Origin of the sequence: Rhodococcus sp. F64268, from assembly GCF_023015605.1 — a bacterium.
In the GTDB taxonomy this organism is placed as follows: Bacteria; Actinomycetota; Actinomycetes; order Mycobacteriales; family Mycobacteriaceae; genus Rhodococcus.
This window is the reverse complement of the sequence record NZ_JALKAI010000001.1, coordinates 224,543-241,901: the sequence shown is the minus strand read 5'-3', so window position 1 is coordinate 241,901 and position 17,359 is coordinate 224,543. Positions and strand designations below refer to the sequence as shown.

17 protein-coding genes and 5 tRNA genes are annotated in these 17,359 nt (G+C 64.9%); 10 read left to right on the top strand and 12 right to left on the bottom strand.

Translation table 11 applies throughout. The annotated features are described in order from the left end of the window. Positions 1–11: 11 nt before the first annotated feature. From MWU77_RS01090 to MWU77_RS01070, 5 genes are all read right to left on the bottom strand, one after another. A tRNA-Asp gene (locus MWU77_RS01090) sits at positions 12–85 on the bottom strand. A 93-nt stretch (positions 86–178) separates the two neighbouring features. Continuing rightward, a tRNA-Phe gene (locus MWU77_RS01085) sits at positions 179–252 on the bottom strand. A gap of 38 nt (positions 253–290) precedes the next feature. Next, a tRNA-Asp gene (locus MWU77_RS01080) sits at positions 291–364 on the bottom strand. 54 nt (positions 365–418) lie between these two features. Continuing rightward, positions 419–491, bottom strand: a tRNA-Glu gene (locus MWU77_RS01075). A 109-nt stretch (positions 492–600) separates the two neighbouring features. Further along, positions 601–1,242 (bottom strand): TetR/AcrR family transcriptional regulator, encoded by a 642-nt coding sequence (locus MWU77_RS01070; protein WP_169688317.1) that lies wholly within the window; start codon positions 1,240–1,242, stop codon positions 601–603. Positions 1,243–1,477: 235 nt separating this feature from the next. On the opposite strand from MWU77_RS01070, the gene MWU77_RS01065 reads away from it, so the two are divergent. After that, positions 1,478–1,553: transfer RNA gene (locus MWU77_RS01065), tRNA-Lys, on the top strand. A 65-nt stretch (positions 1,554–1,618) separates the two neighbouring features. Here the strand turns inward: MWU77_RS01065 and MWU77_RS01060 are convergent. After that, the gene (locus tag MWU77_RS01060) at positions 1,619–2,257 is read right to left on the bottom strand and encodes a hypothetical protein (protein WP_240959137.1); all 639 of its coding nucleotides are present in this window, start codon (positions 2,255–2,257) and stop codon (positions 1,619–1,621) included. Between the two features lie 124 nt (positions 2,258–2,381). Between MWU77_RS01060 and MWU77_RS01055 the strand changes: the two genes are divergently transcribed. The 6 genes from MWU77_RS01055 (at position 2,382) to phoU (ending at position 9,299) form a co-directional block, all read left to right on the top strand. Beyond that, positions 2,382–2,846: a hypothetical protein gene (locus tag MWU77_RS01055; RefSeq protein WP_169688316.1), complete on the top strand. Its 465-nt coding sequence runs from the start codon at positions 2,382–2,384 to the stop codon at positions 2,844–2,846. Between the two features lie 65 nt (positions 2,847–2,911). Beyond that, on the top strand, positions 2,912–3,520 hold the full coding sequence (locus tag MWU77_RS01050; RefSeq protein WP_169688315.1) for a DUF937 domain-containing protein: 609 nt from the start codon (positions 2,912–2,914) through the stop codon (positions 3,518–3,520). 247 nt (positions 3,521–3,767) lie between these two features. After that, positions 3,768–4,724: an acyl-ACP desaturase gene (locus tag MWU77_RS01045; RefSeq protein WP_169688314.1), complete on the top strand. Its 957-nt coding sequence runs from the start codon at positions 3,768–3,770 to the stop codon at positions 4,722–4,724. A 160-nt stretch (positions 4,725–4,884) separates the two neighbouring features. Next, a complete protein-coding gene (gene dusB, locus MWU77_RS01040; RefSeq protein WP_169688313.1) occupies positions 4,885–6,027 on the top strand; it encodes a tRNA dihydrouridine synthase DusB in 1,143 nt (380 codons plus the stop codon). A 496-nt stretch (positions 6,028–6,523) separates the two neighbouring features. Continuing rightward, positions 6,524–8,509 (top strand): LCP family protein, encoded by a 1,986-nt coding sequence (locus tag MWU77_RS01035; protein ID WP_374229803.1) that lies wholly within the window; start codon positions 6,524–6,526, stop codon positions 8,507–8,509. Positions 8,510–8,594: 85 nt separating this feature from the next. Next, complete coding sequence (gene phoU, locus MWU77_RS01030) at positions 8,595–9,299, top strand: phosphate signaling complex protein PhoU (protein ID WP_247272740.1); 705 nt, start codon at positions 8,595–8,597, stop codon at positions 9,297–9,299. Positions 9,300–9,381: 82 nt separating this feature from the next. Here the strand turns inward: phoU and pstB are convergent, their stop codons facing one another. The 6 genes from pstB to MWU77_RS01000 form a co-directional block, all read right to left on the bottom strand. After that, positions 9,382–10,158 (bottom strand): phosphate ABC transporter ATP-binding protein PstB, encoded by a 777-nt coding sequence (gene pstB / locus MWU77_RS01025; RefSeq protein ID WP_247272739.1) that lies wholly within the window; start codon positions 10,156–10,158, stop codon positions 9,382–9,384. 55 nt (positions 10,159–10,213) lie between these two features. Beyond that, complete coding sequence (pstA, locus tag MWU77_RS01020) at positions 10,214–11,122, bottom strand: phosphate ABC transporter permease PstA (protein ID WP_169688309.1); 909 nt, start codon at positions 11,120–11,122, stop codon at positions 10,214–10,216. 4 nt (positions 11,123–11,126) lie between these two features. Further along, positions 11,127–12,176: a phosphate ABC transporter permease subunit PstC gene (pstC, locus tag MWU77_RS01015; RefSeq protein WP_169688308.1), complete on the bottom strand. Its 1,050-nt coding sequence runs from the start codon at positions 12,174–12,176 to the stop codon at positions 11,127–11,129. A gap of 61 nt (positions 12,177–12,237) precedes the next feature. Beyond that, positions 12,238–13,356: a phosphate ABC transporter substrate-binding protein PstS gene (gene pstS, locus MWU77_RS01010; RefSeq protein ID WP_169688307.1), complete on the bottom strand. Its 1,119-nt coding sequence runs from the start codon at positions 13,354–13,356 to the stop codon at positions 12,238–12,240. Between the two features lie 238 nt (positions 13,357–13,594). Next, a complete protein-coding gene (mshD, locus tag MWU77_RS01005; protein WP_169688306.1) occupies positions 13,595–14,527 on the bottom strand; it encodes a mycothiol synthase in 933 nt (310 codons plus the stop codon). A gap of 17 nt (positions 14,528–14,544) precedes the next feature. Further along, positions 14,545–15,267: a response regulator transcription factor gene (locus MWU77_RS01000; RefSeq protein WP_247272738.1), complete on the bottom strand. Its 723-nt coding sequence runs from the start codon at positions 15,265–15,267 to the stop codon at positions 14,545–14,547. Positions 15,268–15,401: 134 nt separating this feature from the next. On the opposite strand from MWU77_RS01000, the gene MWU77_RS00995 reads away from it, so the two are divergent. The 3 genes from MWU77_RS00995 to MWU77_RS00985 all read left to right on the top strand — a co-directional run bounded on the left by MWU77_RS00995 (position 15,402) and on the right by MWU77_RS00985 (position 17,295). Beyond that, positions 15,402–16,184, top strand: a complete 783-nt coding sequence (locus tag MWU77_RS00995; RefSeq protein WP_169688304.1) for an LmeA family phospholipid-binding protein — start codon at positions 15,402–15,404, stop codon at positions 16,182–16,184. Then, positions 16,181–16,606, top strand: coding sequence for a thioredoxin family protein (locus MWU77_RS00990; RefSeq protein WP_169688303.1), 426 nt, complete (start codon positions 16,181–16,183; stop codon positions 16,604–16,606). Before MWU77_RS00995 ends, MWU77_RS00990 begins: the two co-directional genes overlap by 4 nt. Positions 16,607–16,836: 230 nt before the next feature. Next, positions 16,837–17,295: a DUF4395 domain-containing protein gene (locus MWU77_RS00985; RefSeq protein WP_169688302.1), complete on the top strand. Its 459-nt coding sequence runs from the start codon at positions 16,837–16,839 to the stop codon at positions 17,293–17,295. The last annotated feature ends 64 nt before the right edge of the window (positions 17,296–17,359 follow it).

Genomic DNA, 17,359 nt, shown 5'->3' with positions numbered 1-17,359 from the left:
TTCGCGCAGAGCGACCCTGACGGGACTCGAACCCGCGACCTCCGCCGTGACAGGGCGGCGCGCTAACCAACTGCGCCACAGGGCCATAGGAACCCATCGGGCTCTCATAGCTGGGCCCACCGCACGCGGTGGGCCACTTGTATTCATTTGTCGATGGCCGAAAACGCAACCATCGTTGTGGCCAGGGCCGGGATCGAACCGGCGACCTTCCGCTTTTCAGGCGGACGCTCGTACCAACTGAGCTACCTGGCCGGATGGCACCCGAACCGAATGCCGATCGCATACTTCTGCGACCCTGACGGGACTCGAACCCGCGACCTCCGCCGTGACAGGGCGGCGCGCTAACCAACTGCGCCACAGGGCCTTGCTATTCAGTTCTCTGCCAGCGTACTGCACACATTCGGCCGAAACCGAAGTGTACCCCCTACGGGATTCGAACCCGCGCTACCGCCTTGAAAGGGCGGCGTCCTAGGCCGCTAGACGAAGGGGGCCCGACCGGATTCCTCCGACCCGTACCCTCAACGGGATTTTCCGTTCCGCTGGGAGCTTGCACAGCTTATGCCACGGCATTCCTGATTCACAAATCAGCTGGTCATGCCGTCATTCCACTGTTCGCGGCCAACCCCGCTCTCGCCAGCGAGCCAGCCACTGCTCCGAGGCCATCGCTTCGAGCGGGACCTCGAGACAGGCCTCGAACTTCGACTTGACGTCGATGTCCGGCGAAGCGAGGTCCGCGAGGTAGCGCTGGCCGGCCAACGACGATCCGACCGCCTCGACGAACCTGCGAATATCCACGTCCGGACGGAACAATCCCTGCTCCCGCGCTTCGACCGCGAGCTGGTAGCCCGCTCTCCCCCAGATGTAACTGCCACGCAATCGCGCTTCGTTCACGAACTCGGGTTCGGTGACGAGCCTGAACTCCGCCGCAATCACATCATCACTGTGGAGAGCTTCTCCGAGCTCGGCGATCATTCCATGCAGGCGCTCGAACGGGTCGAGGTCTGTTGCCCCGACCCAGCGAGTAGCGATCGCCCGGTAGTGCTCGAGGCCTTCTTCGAGCACCGCGCGCGCAAGTTCGTCCTTGGACTCGAAGTGGAAGTACATGGCGCCCTTGGTGGCGTTCGAATGTTCGAGAATCGAGTTGATCGACGCTGCGCCGTAGCCGCGCTTGGCGAACTCGACTGCAGCAGCCCTGATGATGGCGGAACGCGTACGACGCGCACGTTCCTGTTGTCGTGACATCAGCGAATCGAGCCTTCCGAGTATCCGATCCCCGACACGAAACAGTAGTCGCGCAGCATTCGTCGTGACCGCGTGACCCGACCTTCGGAGCGCCATGAACCACAGAACACACCGAGTGGTATGCTTTGCGCGGCTCGGGTGCGGAAGCAGGGGGTGTGCACCCGAGCCCATTGAAGTCTTCGGCTGCGCGTCGGATACGATCAGGCAGCGCAGTGTGGTTACACTGTGCGCCCATGCCCCTATAGCTCAGTTGGTAGAGCTACGGACTTTTAATCCGCAGGTCGTAGGTTCGAGCCCTACTGGGGGCACCAGGAATGGCCTGGCGATTCTCTTCGGAGGACGCCAGGCCATTTTCATATCAACCATCAGGCAAGAGTCAGCGATCGACGGAACCGCGCGAGAAACCCTCCGGCGGCACACCGTCCGCTGGGCCGCCGGGGGAATCGGTGTCGCGCTTCTCTGCTTCCGCGGCCTTCCGCTCGAGGTCGGCGCGTGCAGTGCGCAGGTCCTTCCCGCGTTTCCGGTACCGCGCCACCGCGATGACGAGAAACACGAACACGAGCACGCCGATAACAGCCCCGACCAGCGAGGCTCCTCGGAATCCGGGCGCATCGACGTCCATGATCCGTTCACCGGCGTGTGCCGCGTTCCCACCGCCGAGCACCACACTGAGCGTCATCAGGTTCGGTATCGCGACAACGAGCGCGAGGACCGTGAGGGCGATCTGGACGCCGCGACCGTACTTCCACCCGCGCACCTGCCACACCCACACGAGTAGGACGAGTGGGATCGCAGTGCACAGGATCCCGAACAGCAGCCCCCACAGAATCCCGCGGGAGAATCCCCCTTCGGCGAGGCCGGCGATACGTTGCGCCCACCACCGAGGCAGGAACGCAGCGAGCACGAAGTAGGTGATGACGAGCACGAGCAGGGTCACGACCACCGCGATGGTCTTCTTGAGCCACGGCTTCATTCCCGCTCGGTCGATCTCGGACGATGTCCTGGCGTCAGACATGAGCCAAGCCTACGGTCCACCCGGACATAGTGGATTCAATTCCATGTCCTCGCGTTTCGCCCCGCGTTCCCCGGCCCGCTATGGATAGTGTGAGCACGCGCGAATCGAATTCGGTGGGAGGCACATGCGCAGCTTCGTGGATCTGGGACTGTTCCTGGCTGCCGTCGCGCTGGGCATCGGCACCGTTTTGCCCATGGTCGGCGGGGTTCGTTCCACCGAAGCCCCTCTTTCCGGGCTCCGCGACGGATTTCCGAACGGCGATCCCACGAGCCTCGCCGTTGCGGGCCTACCGCTGTACGAGTCACTCGCGGTTCCGCTCGCGGCAGCAGCAGTACTACTGCTGATCGCCGCCCTGTTCGACTCCGTGGTCACCGGCTGGGCCGGCTCCGTCCTCGCCCTTACGGTCTGTGCGACTGCAGCGGTGCGTATCTTCCAGTCTCACGGCGATTATCTGGTGGAGAACCACAGCACTGCCCTGACCAATCAGAACGGGTTCGTGCTACTGGTCAGTGGCACGCTCGTCAGCCTGGTGTGCTGCCTCGTTTCGCTACGACGACCCTCCCGACGGCCGGCACGCGACCGACCGTGACGCGGTCGATACTCTCACCACACCGGCGCCCCTCGGTGGGGTGCCCTGACCAGGCGAGGGTCCACATGGCAAGCCTTGAAGAACTGATCTCCCAGGTACCGATCGATCAGGTGGCGCGCGAACTCGGCGTCGACACCGCAACCGCGGAGACCGCGGTCCGCGCGGCCCTCCCGACGCTCGTCGGCGGCCTGGACGCGAACGCTCAGGACACAGCGGGCGCGGCGTCGTTGATGTCGGCCGTGAACAAGCACTCGGGTTCGACGATCCTCGACGGCGGAGTCGACGTCGCAAAGGTCGACACCGCGGACGGCAACAAGATCGTCGCCAACGTGTTCGGAGACAACAAGAACGAGGTCATCAGCACCCTCGGTTCGGTCAACGGTTCCGGGGGCAAAGACCTCATCGCGCAACTGCTGCCGATCCTGGCGCCGATCGTGCTGTCGTATATCGCGAAGCAGCTGACCGGGAATCCCGCGTCCACCGCGACGACCGCGAGCACGGGCGACCAGGGTGTCCTCGGCGACCTGCTCGGCGGACTGCTGAAGAAGACTGCGGGCGGCTCGGGTAACACCGGCGGCGGACTCGGCGACATACTCGGAGGCGTCCTCGGCGGTAATTCCGGCGGCGGACTCGGCGGACTGCTCGGCGGGCTGCTCGGCGGAGGAAAGCGCTGATCAGCGCAATCTGATCTGTCGTACGGACACGGCCTCGGACCCACCGGGGCCGTTTCCGATTCAGGGACTTCCGGCGGTAAACGGCGATGACCCGGTACCGTAGCCACGGACATTTTGTGACAGGCAACATTGTGATTCCGATCGGCTGCCAGGTTCCGGTGCGCGGCGACAAACTTCGACGGACACAAACCTACGGTCCCGTAGGCTGCAGCAAGACACGACATCACACGGACAGGGGTACGAATTCATGACGCGAGTCCTGACTCAACTGGAGCTACTGCGTGAGCTGGAGCCGGTGGCCGAGGCGAACGTCAACCGGCACCTTTCCATGACGAAGGATTGGCACCCCCACGATTACGTGCCGTGGGACGAAGGCCGCAACTTCGCCGCGATGGGCGGCAGCGATTGGGATCCCGAGCAGTCACGCCTCGGCGAGGTGGCCAAGGCCGCGATGATCACCAACCTGCTCACCGAAGACAACCTGCCGTCCTACCACCGCGAGATCGCCGTCAACTTCTCGCGCGACGGCGCGTGGGGCACATGGGTCGGACGGTGGACGGCGGAGGAGAACCGGCACGGCATCGTGATGCGCGACTACCTCGTCGTCACGCGTGGTGTCGATCCGGTGGCGCTCGAGAACGCCCGAATGGAGCACATGACGAACGGGTTCGCGTCGCCGAACGAAGATACGGGCTTGTTGCGTTCGGTCGCCTACGTCACCTTCCAGGAACTCGCGACCCGTGTTTCCCATCGCAACACCGGCCACGCGTGCGACGACCCGATCGCCGACAAGATGCTCCAACGCATCGCCGCCGACGAGAACCTGCACATGATCTTCTACCGCAACATCTGCGAGGCAGCCCTCGACGTGGCGCCGGTCCAAGCCCTCGAAGCGATCACCGAGGTCTTGAAGAACTTCGAGATGCCCGGCGCAGGCATGCCCAATTTCCGTCGCAACGGCGTCCTGATGGCAAAGCACGGCATCTACGACCTGCGCCAGCACCTGGACGACGTCGTGATGCCCGTTCTGCGCAAGTGGAAGCTGTTCGACCGCGACTTCGGTAGCGCCGGCGCCCAGACGCTCGACGAACTCGGCAACTTCCTCGAAGACCTCGAGAAGCAGACCGTGAAGTTCGAGGAGATGCGCGACCGTTCCCTCGCCCGCGAGGCAGCCAAGCGCGAGCGCGCCGCGGCCGTCTCCTGACGCTGCGAGTGGAGCCCGAATCGACCGATTCGGGCGCTACCACCGCCGGCAGTTATCCTGTGCCCGGTGCCGGTTTCGGCACCGGGCACAGGTGTTCCATCCTGCCTCCGCAGGAACCTGGTCGTATTCCTCTGCACCACAACGCTTTCTCGAGGTTCTCATGTCTGCCCTGAAGATCGGCTCGCTCGAATTGGACAGCCCTGTCGTGCTGGCTCCGATGGCCGGGGTGACGAATGTCGCATTTCGCACTCTGTGTCGCGACCTCGAACTCGAGCGGATCGGCAGCACGTCCGGCCTGTACGTGTGCGAAATGGTGACCGCGCGCGCCCTCGTCGAACGTCATCCGGTCACGATGCACATGACCACGTTCGGCCCCACCGAGACACCTCGTTCGCTACAGCTCTACACGGTCGATCCCGACACGACATACGCCGCAGCGAAGATGATCGTCGACGAGGACCTCGCAGACCATATCGACATGAACTTCGGGTGCCCCGTCCCCAAGGTCACCCGTAAGGGCGGCGGCTCGGCTCTGCCGTACAAGCGTCGCCTGTTCGGACAGATCGTCGCGGCGGCGGTACGCGCCACCGAGGGCACGAACATCCCGGTCACGGTCAAGTTCCGCATCGGCATCGACGACGAGCACCACACTCACCTCGATGCGGGGCACATCGCTGCCGCCGAGGGTGCTGCTGCTGTGGCACTGCATGCCCGCACCGCTGCCCAGCGATATTCGGGCACCGCGGACTGGAACGAGATCGCCCGCCTCAAGGACCATGTCACGGACGTACCGGTCCTGGGCAACGGCGACATCTTCGATGCCGAGGACGCCGAGAAGATGATGGCGCAGACCGGCTGCGACGGTGTCGTCGTCGGACGCGGATGTCTGGGGCGTCCCTGGTTGTTCGCCGAATTGAGCGCGGCACTGAACGGCCGGGAGATCCCCACCCCTCCGACGCTGGGCGAGGTCACGGTGATCATGCGCCGCCACGCCACGTTGCTCGCGGATCACCACGGTGAGGACAAGGGCATGCGCGAAATCCGTAAGCACATCGCCTGGTACCTGCGTGGATTCCCGGCGGGTTCGGAAGTGCGGAGCAGCCTGGCGCGGGTGTCGTCGCTGAGCGAACTCGACGATCTCCTCGGCCTGCTCGACCCGACCGTCCCGTTCCCGGCCGATGCCGAAGGCCCGCGTGGCCGCCAAGGCTCCCCCAGCTCTGTGGCACTTCCGGACGGATGGCTCGACGACCCCGACGACACGCTGGTTCCAGCGGGCGCGGACATCATGCACTCTGGCGGCTGAGCTGCGCTGATTCACAATCCGAGCGAGACAAAACTCGCACATCTCCGTGTGTCACCCGGCAATCAGTATCATGGCGAGGTCGCTCGGACCGAGGGCGAACACTACGAGTGCGGAGACGCGACGCGGAGAGGCCGGGGCATCTGTGGATGAGGAGCACGATTCGGGTTCGCCCGACAGTCGTGCCCCCTGGGAGCGGCCGATCGCCGACCCCTCCAACCGCGACGCACACTCCGGCCGAATCCGCCGGGACCGGCCCGACCACATAGGAACCGATCGCGCTCGGTCGGACACCGGTAGTAGTGCCGGTTCTCGCTCCGACAGCCGCCGCTCCGACAGCCGCCGCAGCGAGAGCGCACGCAGCAGACGCAACGACTCTGCGGACAAGTCGAAACAGCTCACCGTCGCGGAGCTGATGAACAAGGTGGATCGCGAGAAGAATTCGCCCCCCTCCACCCCGTCATCGACGTCCACCCCGTCAGCGCCGTCAGCACCGTCACTGCCGCCGCCTCCCGCCGCATCTCCACCTTCCCCGGCGCCACGACCGCCCACTTCACCTCGGGCCGCCGGCACTCCGCCCGCGCCCCGGACCCCGCAGGCTCCACCTGCACCCCGAACCCCGCAGGCTCCGCCTGCACCCGGAACACAGCAGGCTCCGCCTCCGGTGGCGTCGCGGCCTTCACGCGTACCCGGGCCACCGCATCAGCAACCTCGCACGCCCGTGGAAGCGACACCTCCACAGCGGGCGGATCCACCTCCCCTGACCGCGGCGGCGGCGCTTCCCCCCGCTCGCCCACCTCATGGCCCTGTCCCGGCCCGCACAACCCCGGCCGACCATGACCGCACCAGGCAGGTCGCGCCGGCCACCGCCGTGGTCCCCCCACGACCGGACGCCGAGCCCGACGATGTCGGCGACGAGTCGACGGCAACGCCTCAGGCGGTCGCCGGCGACGGACTGAGTCGGCTGGCGTTGAGCAAGAAGCGCAAGAAACGGAAACTCCGATTGTTCGCGCGAGTCTCGGTCGCGCTCGTATCCGTCCTCGCCCTGGTGGGCACGGGGTCGGTCTGGAGTTACCTCCGAGCGACGGAGGCCGGGTTCTCTCAGATCGCAGCGCTCGACACCGAGTCCGCAGACATCGTCGATCCGATCGGGCAGACCGGTGACGAGACGTACCTGATCGTCGGTACCGATACACGTGCGGGCGCCAGCGGCCAGGTGGGTGCAGGCAGCGTCGAAGACGCAGAGGGCTCACGCGCCGACGTTGCGATCCTCGTCAACATTCCCGCCGATCGCAGTCGCGTCGTTGCGGTGTCGTTTCCCCGGGATCTCGATGTCGAACGGCCGGTCTGTCTCGCGTGGGACAGCTCGACCGGCGAGTACAGTTCGGAGATCCACCCCGCGGCCGACGGCGACAAACTCAACGCGGTATACGCCCTTGGCGGGCCGAAATGCCTGGTCAAGACGATCCAGAAGATATCGGGCCTGAAGATCGGCCACTTCATCGGTATCGACTTCGCGGGCTTCGAATCGATGGTCGACGAGGTCGGCGGCGTCGAGGTCTGCACCCCGACTCCGTTGGTGGACGGTGAGCTCGGCACGATCATCGACACCGCGGGCACCCACCTTCTCGATGGTCGGCAAGCCCTCGATTACGTTCGTGCGCGCAAGGTCGAGTCCGAGATCAACAGCGACTATTCGCGTATCAACCGTCAGCAGAAGTTCTTGTCGTCGCTGCTGCGGTCCGCGCTGTCGAACAAGGTCCTACTCGACCCGGGAAAGCTGAACGGTCTCATCGGTGCCTTCACCCGCGCGACCTTCGTCGAGAACGTCAACGCCGATTCGCTGGTGAAGCTCGGCCGGTCCCTTCAGAACGTCGACGCCGGAGCCGTGACTTTCCTGACCACGCCCACTGCAGGCACGACCGAGTGGGGCAACGAGATTCCCCGGCTCGACGACATCGAAGCCATCTTCACCGCGATCATCGACGACCAGCCCCTTCCAGGCGAAAAGCGCGACCCGGTCGCCGAGGCCGATCCTGACGCGCCACCGGAGATGGCCCCCTCCCTCTCGGCGGTCGATCCGTCCTGGGTGTCGGTGCAGGTATCCAACGCATCGGATGTGTCCGGGCTCGCCGCAAGCACTGCCGACGAACTTGCCATGTACGGGTTCCCTATCTACAGCACCGGCAACTACACGGGCACCAGCACACACACGGTCGTCCGGTTCGCTCCCGGGATGGAGGCCGAAGCGATGACGGTCGCCTCGGCGTTCCCCGGCGCGGTGCTGCAGCGTGCATCGGATTCGTCGATCGGAAATGTGGTCGAGGTCGTTCTCGGATACGGCTACGACGGTGTCGTCGTGTCACCCACGCCGCCCGGGAGCCCGCTCGTACCGGTCGCGATCGAAGAAGCCGACGCCGAGGGCGCAGTCCAGCTACCCGCCGACCTCACCGTTACCAACGCCGCCGCCGATCCCTGCAGCTGAGAGCGCTGAACCCACCCGCGTCGTTCACCTCCGGTTCACTCTCTGATCGTGATAAGGACCCTCGGACGCCGTATGGTGTGACGTTATGCGCGTCGCTTACAACGAACAGATGGATGAACTCACCGGGCTACTCGGCGAAATGGCCGGGCTCGCCGGAACGGCGATGGAACGGGCCACCCAAGCCCTGCTCCAGGCCGACCTCCCGCTCGCGGAGATGGTGATCGAAGAGCACGACAAGATCACCGAACTCGGTGCTGTGTGTGAAGAGAAGGCATTCGCGCTTCTCGCGCTGCAGGGTCCGGTCGCCGGCGATCTGCGCGCAGTGGTGAGCGGAATCCAGATCGTCGCCGATATCGACCGGATGGGTGCGCTTGCACTGCACATCGCGAAGGCCACGCGTCGACGTCACCCCAATCACGTGCTTCCCGATGAGGTCAGCGGATACTTCGCCGAGATGGGCCGGATCGCCGTGTCTCTCGGCGCCGCAACCCGCGAGATCCTCGAAACCCGAGACCCCGAGCGCGCGGCACGCCTCCACGAGGAGGACGAAGCGATGGATGATCTCCACCGCCACCTGTTCACGGTGCTCATGGACCGCGAATGGAAGCACGGTGTGGCGGCGGCCGTCGACGTCACCTTGCTGGGACGCTTCTACGAGCGCTTCGCCGATCACGCCGTCGAGGTGGGTCGTCGTGTGATCTTCCTGGTGACGGGCAAGCTGCCCACCCTCGAGGACTTCCACACCGTGCAGCAGCGCGTCGACAAGCTCACTGTGTACCCCGAATCCTGAGTTCTCCTGCCCCACACGCGCAGAGCCCCGACCGGATGAATCCGGTCGGGGCTCTCCTATTCGTACTGTCGCCGGGAAGATCTCAGCCGAAGCGACCCGAGATGTAGTCCTCGGTGGCCTTCTGCGTCGGGTTCGAGAAGATCTTCTCGGTGTCGTCGATCTCGATCAGCTTGCCTGGCCTACCGATGGCCTCGAGATTGAAGAACGCCGTCTGGTCGCTCACGCGGGCCGCCTGCTGCATGTTGTGCGTGACGATCACGATCGTGAACTCCTGCTTCAGTTCCGTGATCAGATCCTCGATCGCAAGCGTCGAGATCGGGTCGAGAGCGGAGCACGGCTCATCCATGAGCAGCACGTCGGGCTGCACCGCGATCGCGCGGGCGATACAGAGGCGCTGCTGCTGCCCACCGGACAGACCACCGCCGGGCTTGTCGAGGCGATCCTTGACTTCCTTCCACAGGTTCGCACCACGCAGCGACTTCTCGGCGACTTCGTCGAGCTTCTTCTTGTCTCGCATGCCCTGCAGCTTCAGGCCCGCAACGACGTTGTCGCGGATCGACATCGTCGGGAAGGGATTCGGCCGCTGGAACACCATGCCGATGGTCTTGCGCACACCCACCGGATCGACGGACGCGTCGTAGATGTCCTCGCCGTCGAGGAGCACCGACCCTTCGACGCGGGCACCGGGGGTCACCTCGTGCATACGGTTGAGGGAGCGGAGCACGGTGGACTTACCGCAGCCGGACGGGCCGATGAACGCCGTGACGTTGCGAGGAGGTACCGAGAGCGTCACGTCGGACACCGCGTGGAACTTCCCGTAGAAGATGTTGACGTCCTTGAGGTCCAGACGCTTGGCCATTACCGGCTCCCTAATGGTGTATCGAATTCGAAGAATGTGGTCATCGCCGGCTCGTCTACTTGGAGCCGACCTGCGACAAGCGACCGATCAGCTTGGCGGCGATATTGAGGATCGCAATGATGAGAATCAGCGTCAGAGCGGCACCCCAGATACGCATCGAGCCCGCTTCGGTGGGGTTGTTCATCTCGGCGACCATCAGACCCGGCAAGGTGGCCATCTCACCACCGAACAGGTTGAAGTTGATGAACGGTGCGTATCCCACGAGAATCAGCAGCGGCGCAGTCTCACCCATCACGCGGGCAAGGGCGAGCATGATTCCGGTGATGATGCCTGCGAGCGAGGTCGGGAGCACGATCCGGGCGATCGTCTTCCACTTCGGGACCCCGAGCGCGTACGACGCCTCGCGGAGATCCTGAGGGACGATTCGCAGCATCTCCTCGGTGCTGCGCACCACGACCGGCACCATCAGCAGCACCAGCGAGAGGGACACCGCGAATGCGGACTTGGGCATTCCGAAGGTCGCCACCCACAGCGCGTAGATGAACAACGCGGCAACGATGGACGGCACACCGCTGAGGATGTCGACCATGAAGGTCGTGATGCGACCGAGCTTCGATTTGCCCGCGTACTCGACGAGATAGATCGCGACGAACACGCCGAGCGGGATCGAGATGATCGCGCACACCAATCCCTGCAGGAGGGTGCCGACGATCGCGTGGTAGACACCGCCGCCCATGGACGAAGCGGTCAGTCCGCTCAGCGAATTGGTGAACCAGGTCGAGGAGAGCAGGGCGGGCATGCCCTTGGCAATCACGGTGATGAGCACCCAGGCCAAAGGCGCGAGCGCAATGAGCACCGAGAGGGTGACGAGCACGGTGGCCGCGACGTCCTTGGTCCTGCGTGCACCGCTGACCCGCTGGAACGTCGGTGCCTTGACGGGCGATGTGAGGGTGGTCGTCGTCATGGCGTCAGTCCTTCTTTCCAGCGACGATCATGCGGGCTGCGGCGTTGACGACGAAGGTCAGGACGAAGAGCACGAGACCCGCGGCGATGTAGGCACCGGCCTGGATGTTGTTGTTGAATTCGGCGTAACCGAGAGCGATCTTCGACGCGATGGTGGCGCCTCCGTCGAACAGCGACCAGGAGAACGCCTCGGAGGTGGTCCGCAGGATGAGGTAGAGGGCCATGGTCTCGCCGAGTGCACGTCCGAGACCGAGCATCGAACCGCTGACGTAACCGGACTTGCCGAACGGGATGACCGTGGTCTTCACGACTTCCCAGCGGGTCGCACCGAGTGCGAGTGCGGCCTCGATGTGCGCGGTGGGTGTCTGGACGAACACCTCGCGGCTGACCGCGGCAATGGTGGGCAGGATCATCACGGCGAGCACGATGCCCGCGGTGAAGATCGTTCCGCCGCCGATGATCGATCCGCTGCCCGTCGCAAACAACGGGAACCAGCCGAGGTTGGTGTTGAGGAACTCTGCGACCGGTCGCAGGAAGGGCGCCAGGATGAGCATGCCCCACAGGCCGTAGACGATCGACGGCACCGCGGCGAGCAGGTCGATCACGTACGCGAGCGCCTTCTTGATCCGTTCGGGGCAATACGAGGTGAGGAAGATCGCGATACCGAGGGCCACCGGCATCGCCAGTACCAGCGCGAACATCGACACGAGGACCGTGACCTGGAAAAGGTCGAGAACACCGAAGGCCATCGCCTCGATGTCCTGCGTGATCCAATCTCGGCTGGTGAGGAAGTTGACGGTGTTGCGTTGCAGCGCAGGCACCGCGCGCCACACCAGGAACACCGCGATCGCGGCGATGATCACCGAGACCAGGACGGCGGACCCGGAAGCCAACGAACTGAAGATCCGGTCGCCTGGCCGAACGACGGTCTTCTTCTTGGTCTGTGGGGAAGTAATCTTGGCCTCCGGTGTACTGCCGTGCGGACCGCCCGGTCCTGACCCGGCCGGGTCAGGACCGGCGGCGCGAGTAGCCGAGGTGCTCGGCGCGTCACTCATGTGAACTCGCAATCTATCTCGTCGTGAATTTCCGGAACGGGCGGTCCGCCTGTGCAGACGATCAGGCGATGGCGTCGATCGATTCGGTCAGCTTCGACTTGAAGGACTCGGGAAGCGGGACGTAGCCGATTTCCTCGAGGCCCTCCTGGCCTTCGTTGGCCGCGCTGACCAGGAACGACTTGACCGCTGCCGAGGTTTCGGCGTCGTAGCCGCCCGAGCAGACGATCTCGTAGGTCGCGAGCACCAGCGGGTATGCGCCTTCGGCGTCGGTGCCGAAGATCGACGAGAGGTCCAGGGTCAGATCGCCGCCGCCTGCGCTGGCGAACTCCGCGCCGTCGATGGCCGCAGCGGCGGTTTCGGAGTTCAGCTCGACCGGGCCGTTGCCGGTGTCGATGGAAGCGATGCTGAGTCCGTTCTGCTCGGCGAACGACAGTTCGACGTAGGTGATCGATCCGGGAGCGCCCGAAACAGCCTGGGCGACACCGGCCGAGCCCTTCGCACCTTCACCGATACCCCCGGTGAAATCGGAGCCTGCACCGGTGGTCCATGCGCCGTTGGATGCTGCTTCGAGGTACTGCTGGAAGTTGTCGGTGGTACCCGACGAATCGGAACGGACAATCGCGGTGATCGGGCTGTCGGGCAGTTCGACGCCCTCGTTCAGCGCAGCAATCGCCGGATCGTTCCACGTGGTGATCCGGCCGTTGAATATCTTTGCGGCAACCTCACCGTTGACGACCAGATTGTCGACGCCCTCGAGGTTGTAGGCAAGTGCGACCGGACCGAACACGAGAGGCAGGTTCCATGCCGGGTTCCCGGCGCAACGCTCGGCTGCCAGCGCGGCCTGCTCCTCCTTGATGGCCGAATCGGAGCCGGCGAAATCGATCTGGTTGGCGATGAACTGCGTGCGGCCGTCACCGGAACCCGACGGGTTGTACGCCACGTTGACCGAAGCGCCCTTCTCGTTGCAGACGGCGATGTAGGTGGAAACGAAGTTGTCCATCGCGTTCTTCTGCGCAGACGACCCCGCACCGGAAAGGTTCGCCTTGCCCTCGCAGGTCGCGCCCGAGGCGTCGGCGTCGACCTCGACCGAGCCTGCATTGTTGTCGGTACCGCAAGCCGCGAGCGTGAGTGCGCCGGCCGCAAACAGGCCGAGCAGGGCACCATTGCGCTTCAGGTTCACCTGTACTCCTTCAGGAATATCGCTTCCGCCACACAAGGCTGGGTGGCGACTTCGAGACGCGGGAGGATCCCCTGCGCCGAGTCGTCAGCATCCGACCCGTATGCAGAAGGTAGGCGGATCCGGTGGACGGATACTCTCTCGCCGGTTAACGGGAGATGAACACGCCGGATACAGGCACTATTGGTGTTGCGACAATCACCCGAACTTCACCGGACAACAACGTGTCGTCGGGAGATGTTCACTTCGCGTATGCGACATCCACATGGAAGCGCTCGAACCCGAGCTTGCCGTAGGTGTTGAGCGCGGCGGTGTTGTCACCCTCGACATAGAGCAGAACAGTGGATAGTCCCCGCGCGCGCAGATGGTGCAGTCCGGCGAGAGTGAGGAGCCGCCCGAGACCCCGGCCCTGTGCCTCCGGAGCGATGCCGACCACGTACACCTCACCGAGCGACGGTTCCGTCGGCCCCGGCGGGTGCACCTTCGTCCAGTGGAATCCCAACAGGCGATCGGGGTCGGCGACGTCGAATGCGAGAAACAGCCCAGCCGGATCGAACCACGATTCGGCCCGGCGGTCGGCCACGTCGCTCGCGGTCATCCGCCCCTGCTCAGGGTGCCATTCGAAGGCGGAAGCATTGACCCGCACCAGCTCCGGATCGTCCGAAGGTCCTCGATACGTGCGCAGCTCGACCGAATCGGGTATCTCGAGTTCGGGGAGCGCGAGATCGAGCGGTCTCCTCAGCTGAAGGAGTTCGCGAACGCCCCTGAGGCCCAGCTTCGCAGCGACAGCGCGGGCTGCGGGAAGATCTCCGTGCGCCCACACTCGTGCTTCGGATCCGCCTTCGGTCAGCGCCGCTCCGACGAGCTCGCTACCGAGGCCACGACCTCGATGAGCCGGATCCACGACGACCTCGGACATCGATGGGTGCTCGCCGTGCGCGGGCGTGAGGTTTGCATACCCGGCGACCGCACCGTCTACGACGGCGATCAGATGCCGCGCATCGGTGTCGCGGGTCAGCGAGTGAACAGCCTGCTCCGACACCGGAGCCGTCCCGTCGTGCGCGGTGGCACGCTCGAGCAGTGCCTGCACCTCGGCGGCCTGCGCCGCGGTAGGACGTTCGACGAACGGCTGCTGCAGCGAGAACTCTTCGTGCTCATCGGGCCCGGACTTCATGCACCCGAGGGTAGCGATTACTCGGCGAACTCGTCCTCGGGGTGGCCGACCGTGTGACCGCCCTTGGTACGGCTGCTCGGCCGGACGGCTTTGTATCCGACGTTGCGGACGGTCCCGATGAGGGCTTCGTGTTCGGGGCCGAGCTTCGCGCGGAGTCGTCGCACGTGCACGTCGACCGTCCGGGTGCCACCGAAGAAGTCGTAGCCCCACACCTCCTGCAGCAGCTGTGCGCGGGTGAAGACCCGGCCGGCGTGCTGGGCGAGGTACTTGAGAAGCTCGAATTCCTTGTACGTCAGGTCGAGCGGTTTCCCGCGCAGCCTCGCTGTGTATGTGTCCTCGTCGATGGTGAGTTCGCCCAGCGTGATCCGTCCGGAGGTCTCGGCAGAGACCCCGCCACCGGACCGAGCAAGGAGCAACCGCAACCGAGCGTCGAGTTCGGCGGGCCCGGTGCCTGTGAGCAGGATGTCGTCGAGTGCCCACTCGGGGTTGACCGCGACAAGCCCGCCCTCGGTGAGAACAGCGACCACAGGTATCGCCGAACCGGCGCTACCGAGCAGGCGGCACAATCCACGCGCCGCGGCGAGATCGGTTCGGGCATCGACGAGCGCGATGTCGGCGGTAGCCGCTTCGAGCAGCGATGACACTTCGGTCGGGACCGGCCGTACCGAATGCGCCAGCAGCGACAGCGACGGCAACACGGAATCGGGATCCGGATCGGAGGTCAGCAGGAGAAGCTCCACCGGGCCTCCGTTTCTTCGCACTGCCTGGGCAGACCGTTCCGGATGAACGGCGTGGTCCAGATTAACCCCCCATTTGTTACCGCCGTGTTAGCTGGCGAGAACGTCGCCCGGTACGTTCCGTCACAATGGTCGGCGTGCGCAAACTCATTTACGGCCTCGTTGTCCTCGTCGGACTCGCTCTACTGGTCGATTTCGGGGCGGCAGCCTGGTCGGAGTATCGACTGTCTCGCGCGCTGCGTGAGGGAGGCGCCCTCGAGTCCGATCCCGCGGTGACGATCCACGGTTTCCCTTTTCTTCTGCAAGCGCGCAACGGTCACTACGAGAACGTCGAGATCACCGCGGATCGGGTCCCCACCGACATGCTCGGCGACATCACAGTCGAAGCGAACCTGGTGGGTGCCCACGCAGAGGCGTCCGCGCTCCTCGACGGATCGATCCGGTCGGTGCCGGTCGATCTGCTGTACGGCCGTGTCATGATCGACGCCACCGAACTCGGACAGGTCCTCGACATTCCCGATCTACAGATTTCTGCACCGCCGGCCAGCAAATCGGACGGCACAGGCGGATCAGGCGGATCAGGCCCGACCACCGCAGGTGGTGTCGTGCTCACCGGTACCGTGCCGGTCGGCCCGCTCTCCGCGCGGGTCAGTGTTCAGGCAGATCTCGTCCTCGACGGCGACCGGGTACAGATCGTCGCGTCCGACCTGTACTTCGGCCCCGAGGGACATGCCGACTTCACCGTTCCCGATCCGCTGAAACCCCTGGTACTCGGGTTGTTCACCACCACGATCGAACCACAGGATCTGCCGTTCGGCGTCTATCCCACGTCGGTGGAAGCGCGGGGCTCGCGGATCGTGATCGAAGGTGAAGCACACAACGTGACCATCGACCTCACCGAAGTGCAGCAGCCCTCATGACCCCGCTTGTCGTCCTTGCGGTCGTGATCGTCGCGGCGGGTGTAGTGGGTGCGGTGATCCGGTTTCGGTCGGGCCGGCTGAAGGAACTATCCGTCACCGAGACTTCGGCCGCGGACCCTGAGCTCGGCAAGGTCGGTGTCGGTGAAGGCGAACCGGTGATCCTGCACTTCTCCGCGCCTTGGTGCGGGCCATGTGCCGCAGTCCGCCGGGTCGTTGCCGGGGTGATCGAGGGCAACGGCGACACCGCGCCGCCCGTGCGCGACATCGAGCTCGACTTCGACGAGAACGTCTCCCTCGCCACGCAACTCGGCGTACTCTCACTACCCACGACCTTCCTGTTCGACGGCGACGGACACCAGCGGTACCGGGTCTCCGGGGTTCCGACGACGGACGATCTGAGGCGAGCACTGGCCGCGCTGTGACACCGGCGGGCACCCGGGCTGTGAAACAAGCAGGCACCCGGCCCTTCCCTGCGCCGTTTTCTCGGATACACTGCGACGCGTGTTGACCTGCCAAGAGCTAATGCTCACCCGACGCCGCACGGTTGATCTGTGCCGCCTCGGTGGCACTTGTTGTACCTGCTGATCCACCCGCGGTCGACCTACCGCGATTCGACTCGCCCCAGCGATATCGATCCAGCAGGAGTACACACATGTCTTTCACCACATCCCCCGCTCTCCAGGTAGACGTGCGCGGACCCCGGTTCGCCGCATGGATCACCACAGCGGTCCTCGTCTCGGTCCTCGTCATCACCTCGTTCGCGCCTCAGGCAGCAGGCATCGTGCTGGCCGTACAGACCATCGTGTTTCTCCTCGGCGCCGCTGTCGGCCCACGCCGAAGCCCGTACGGCAGGCTCTTCGCCGTCGCGGTTGCACCCCGCCTGACGCCCCCGACGGAGACCGAGCCCGCCGAGCCGTTGCGGTTCGCGCAGGGGGTCGGCTTCGTCTTCGCCCTGATCGGCACCGTCGCACTACTGGCCGATGCAGTCACGCTCGGCATCGTCGCCGCAGGATTCGCACTGTTCGCAGCCCTGTTGAATGCCGCATTCGGGGTGTGCCTCGGATGCCGCGTGTATCCGCTCATCGCCCGGGTTCGGTCACAGACCACCTGAGTTCGCTGTTCCGTCTGCACTTCTGTCCGTCAGCACTTCTGCCGTTCCACCCACGACTACTTCA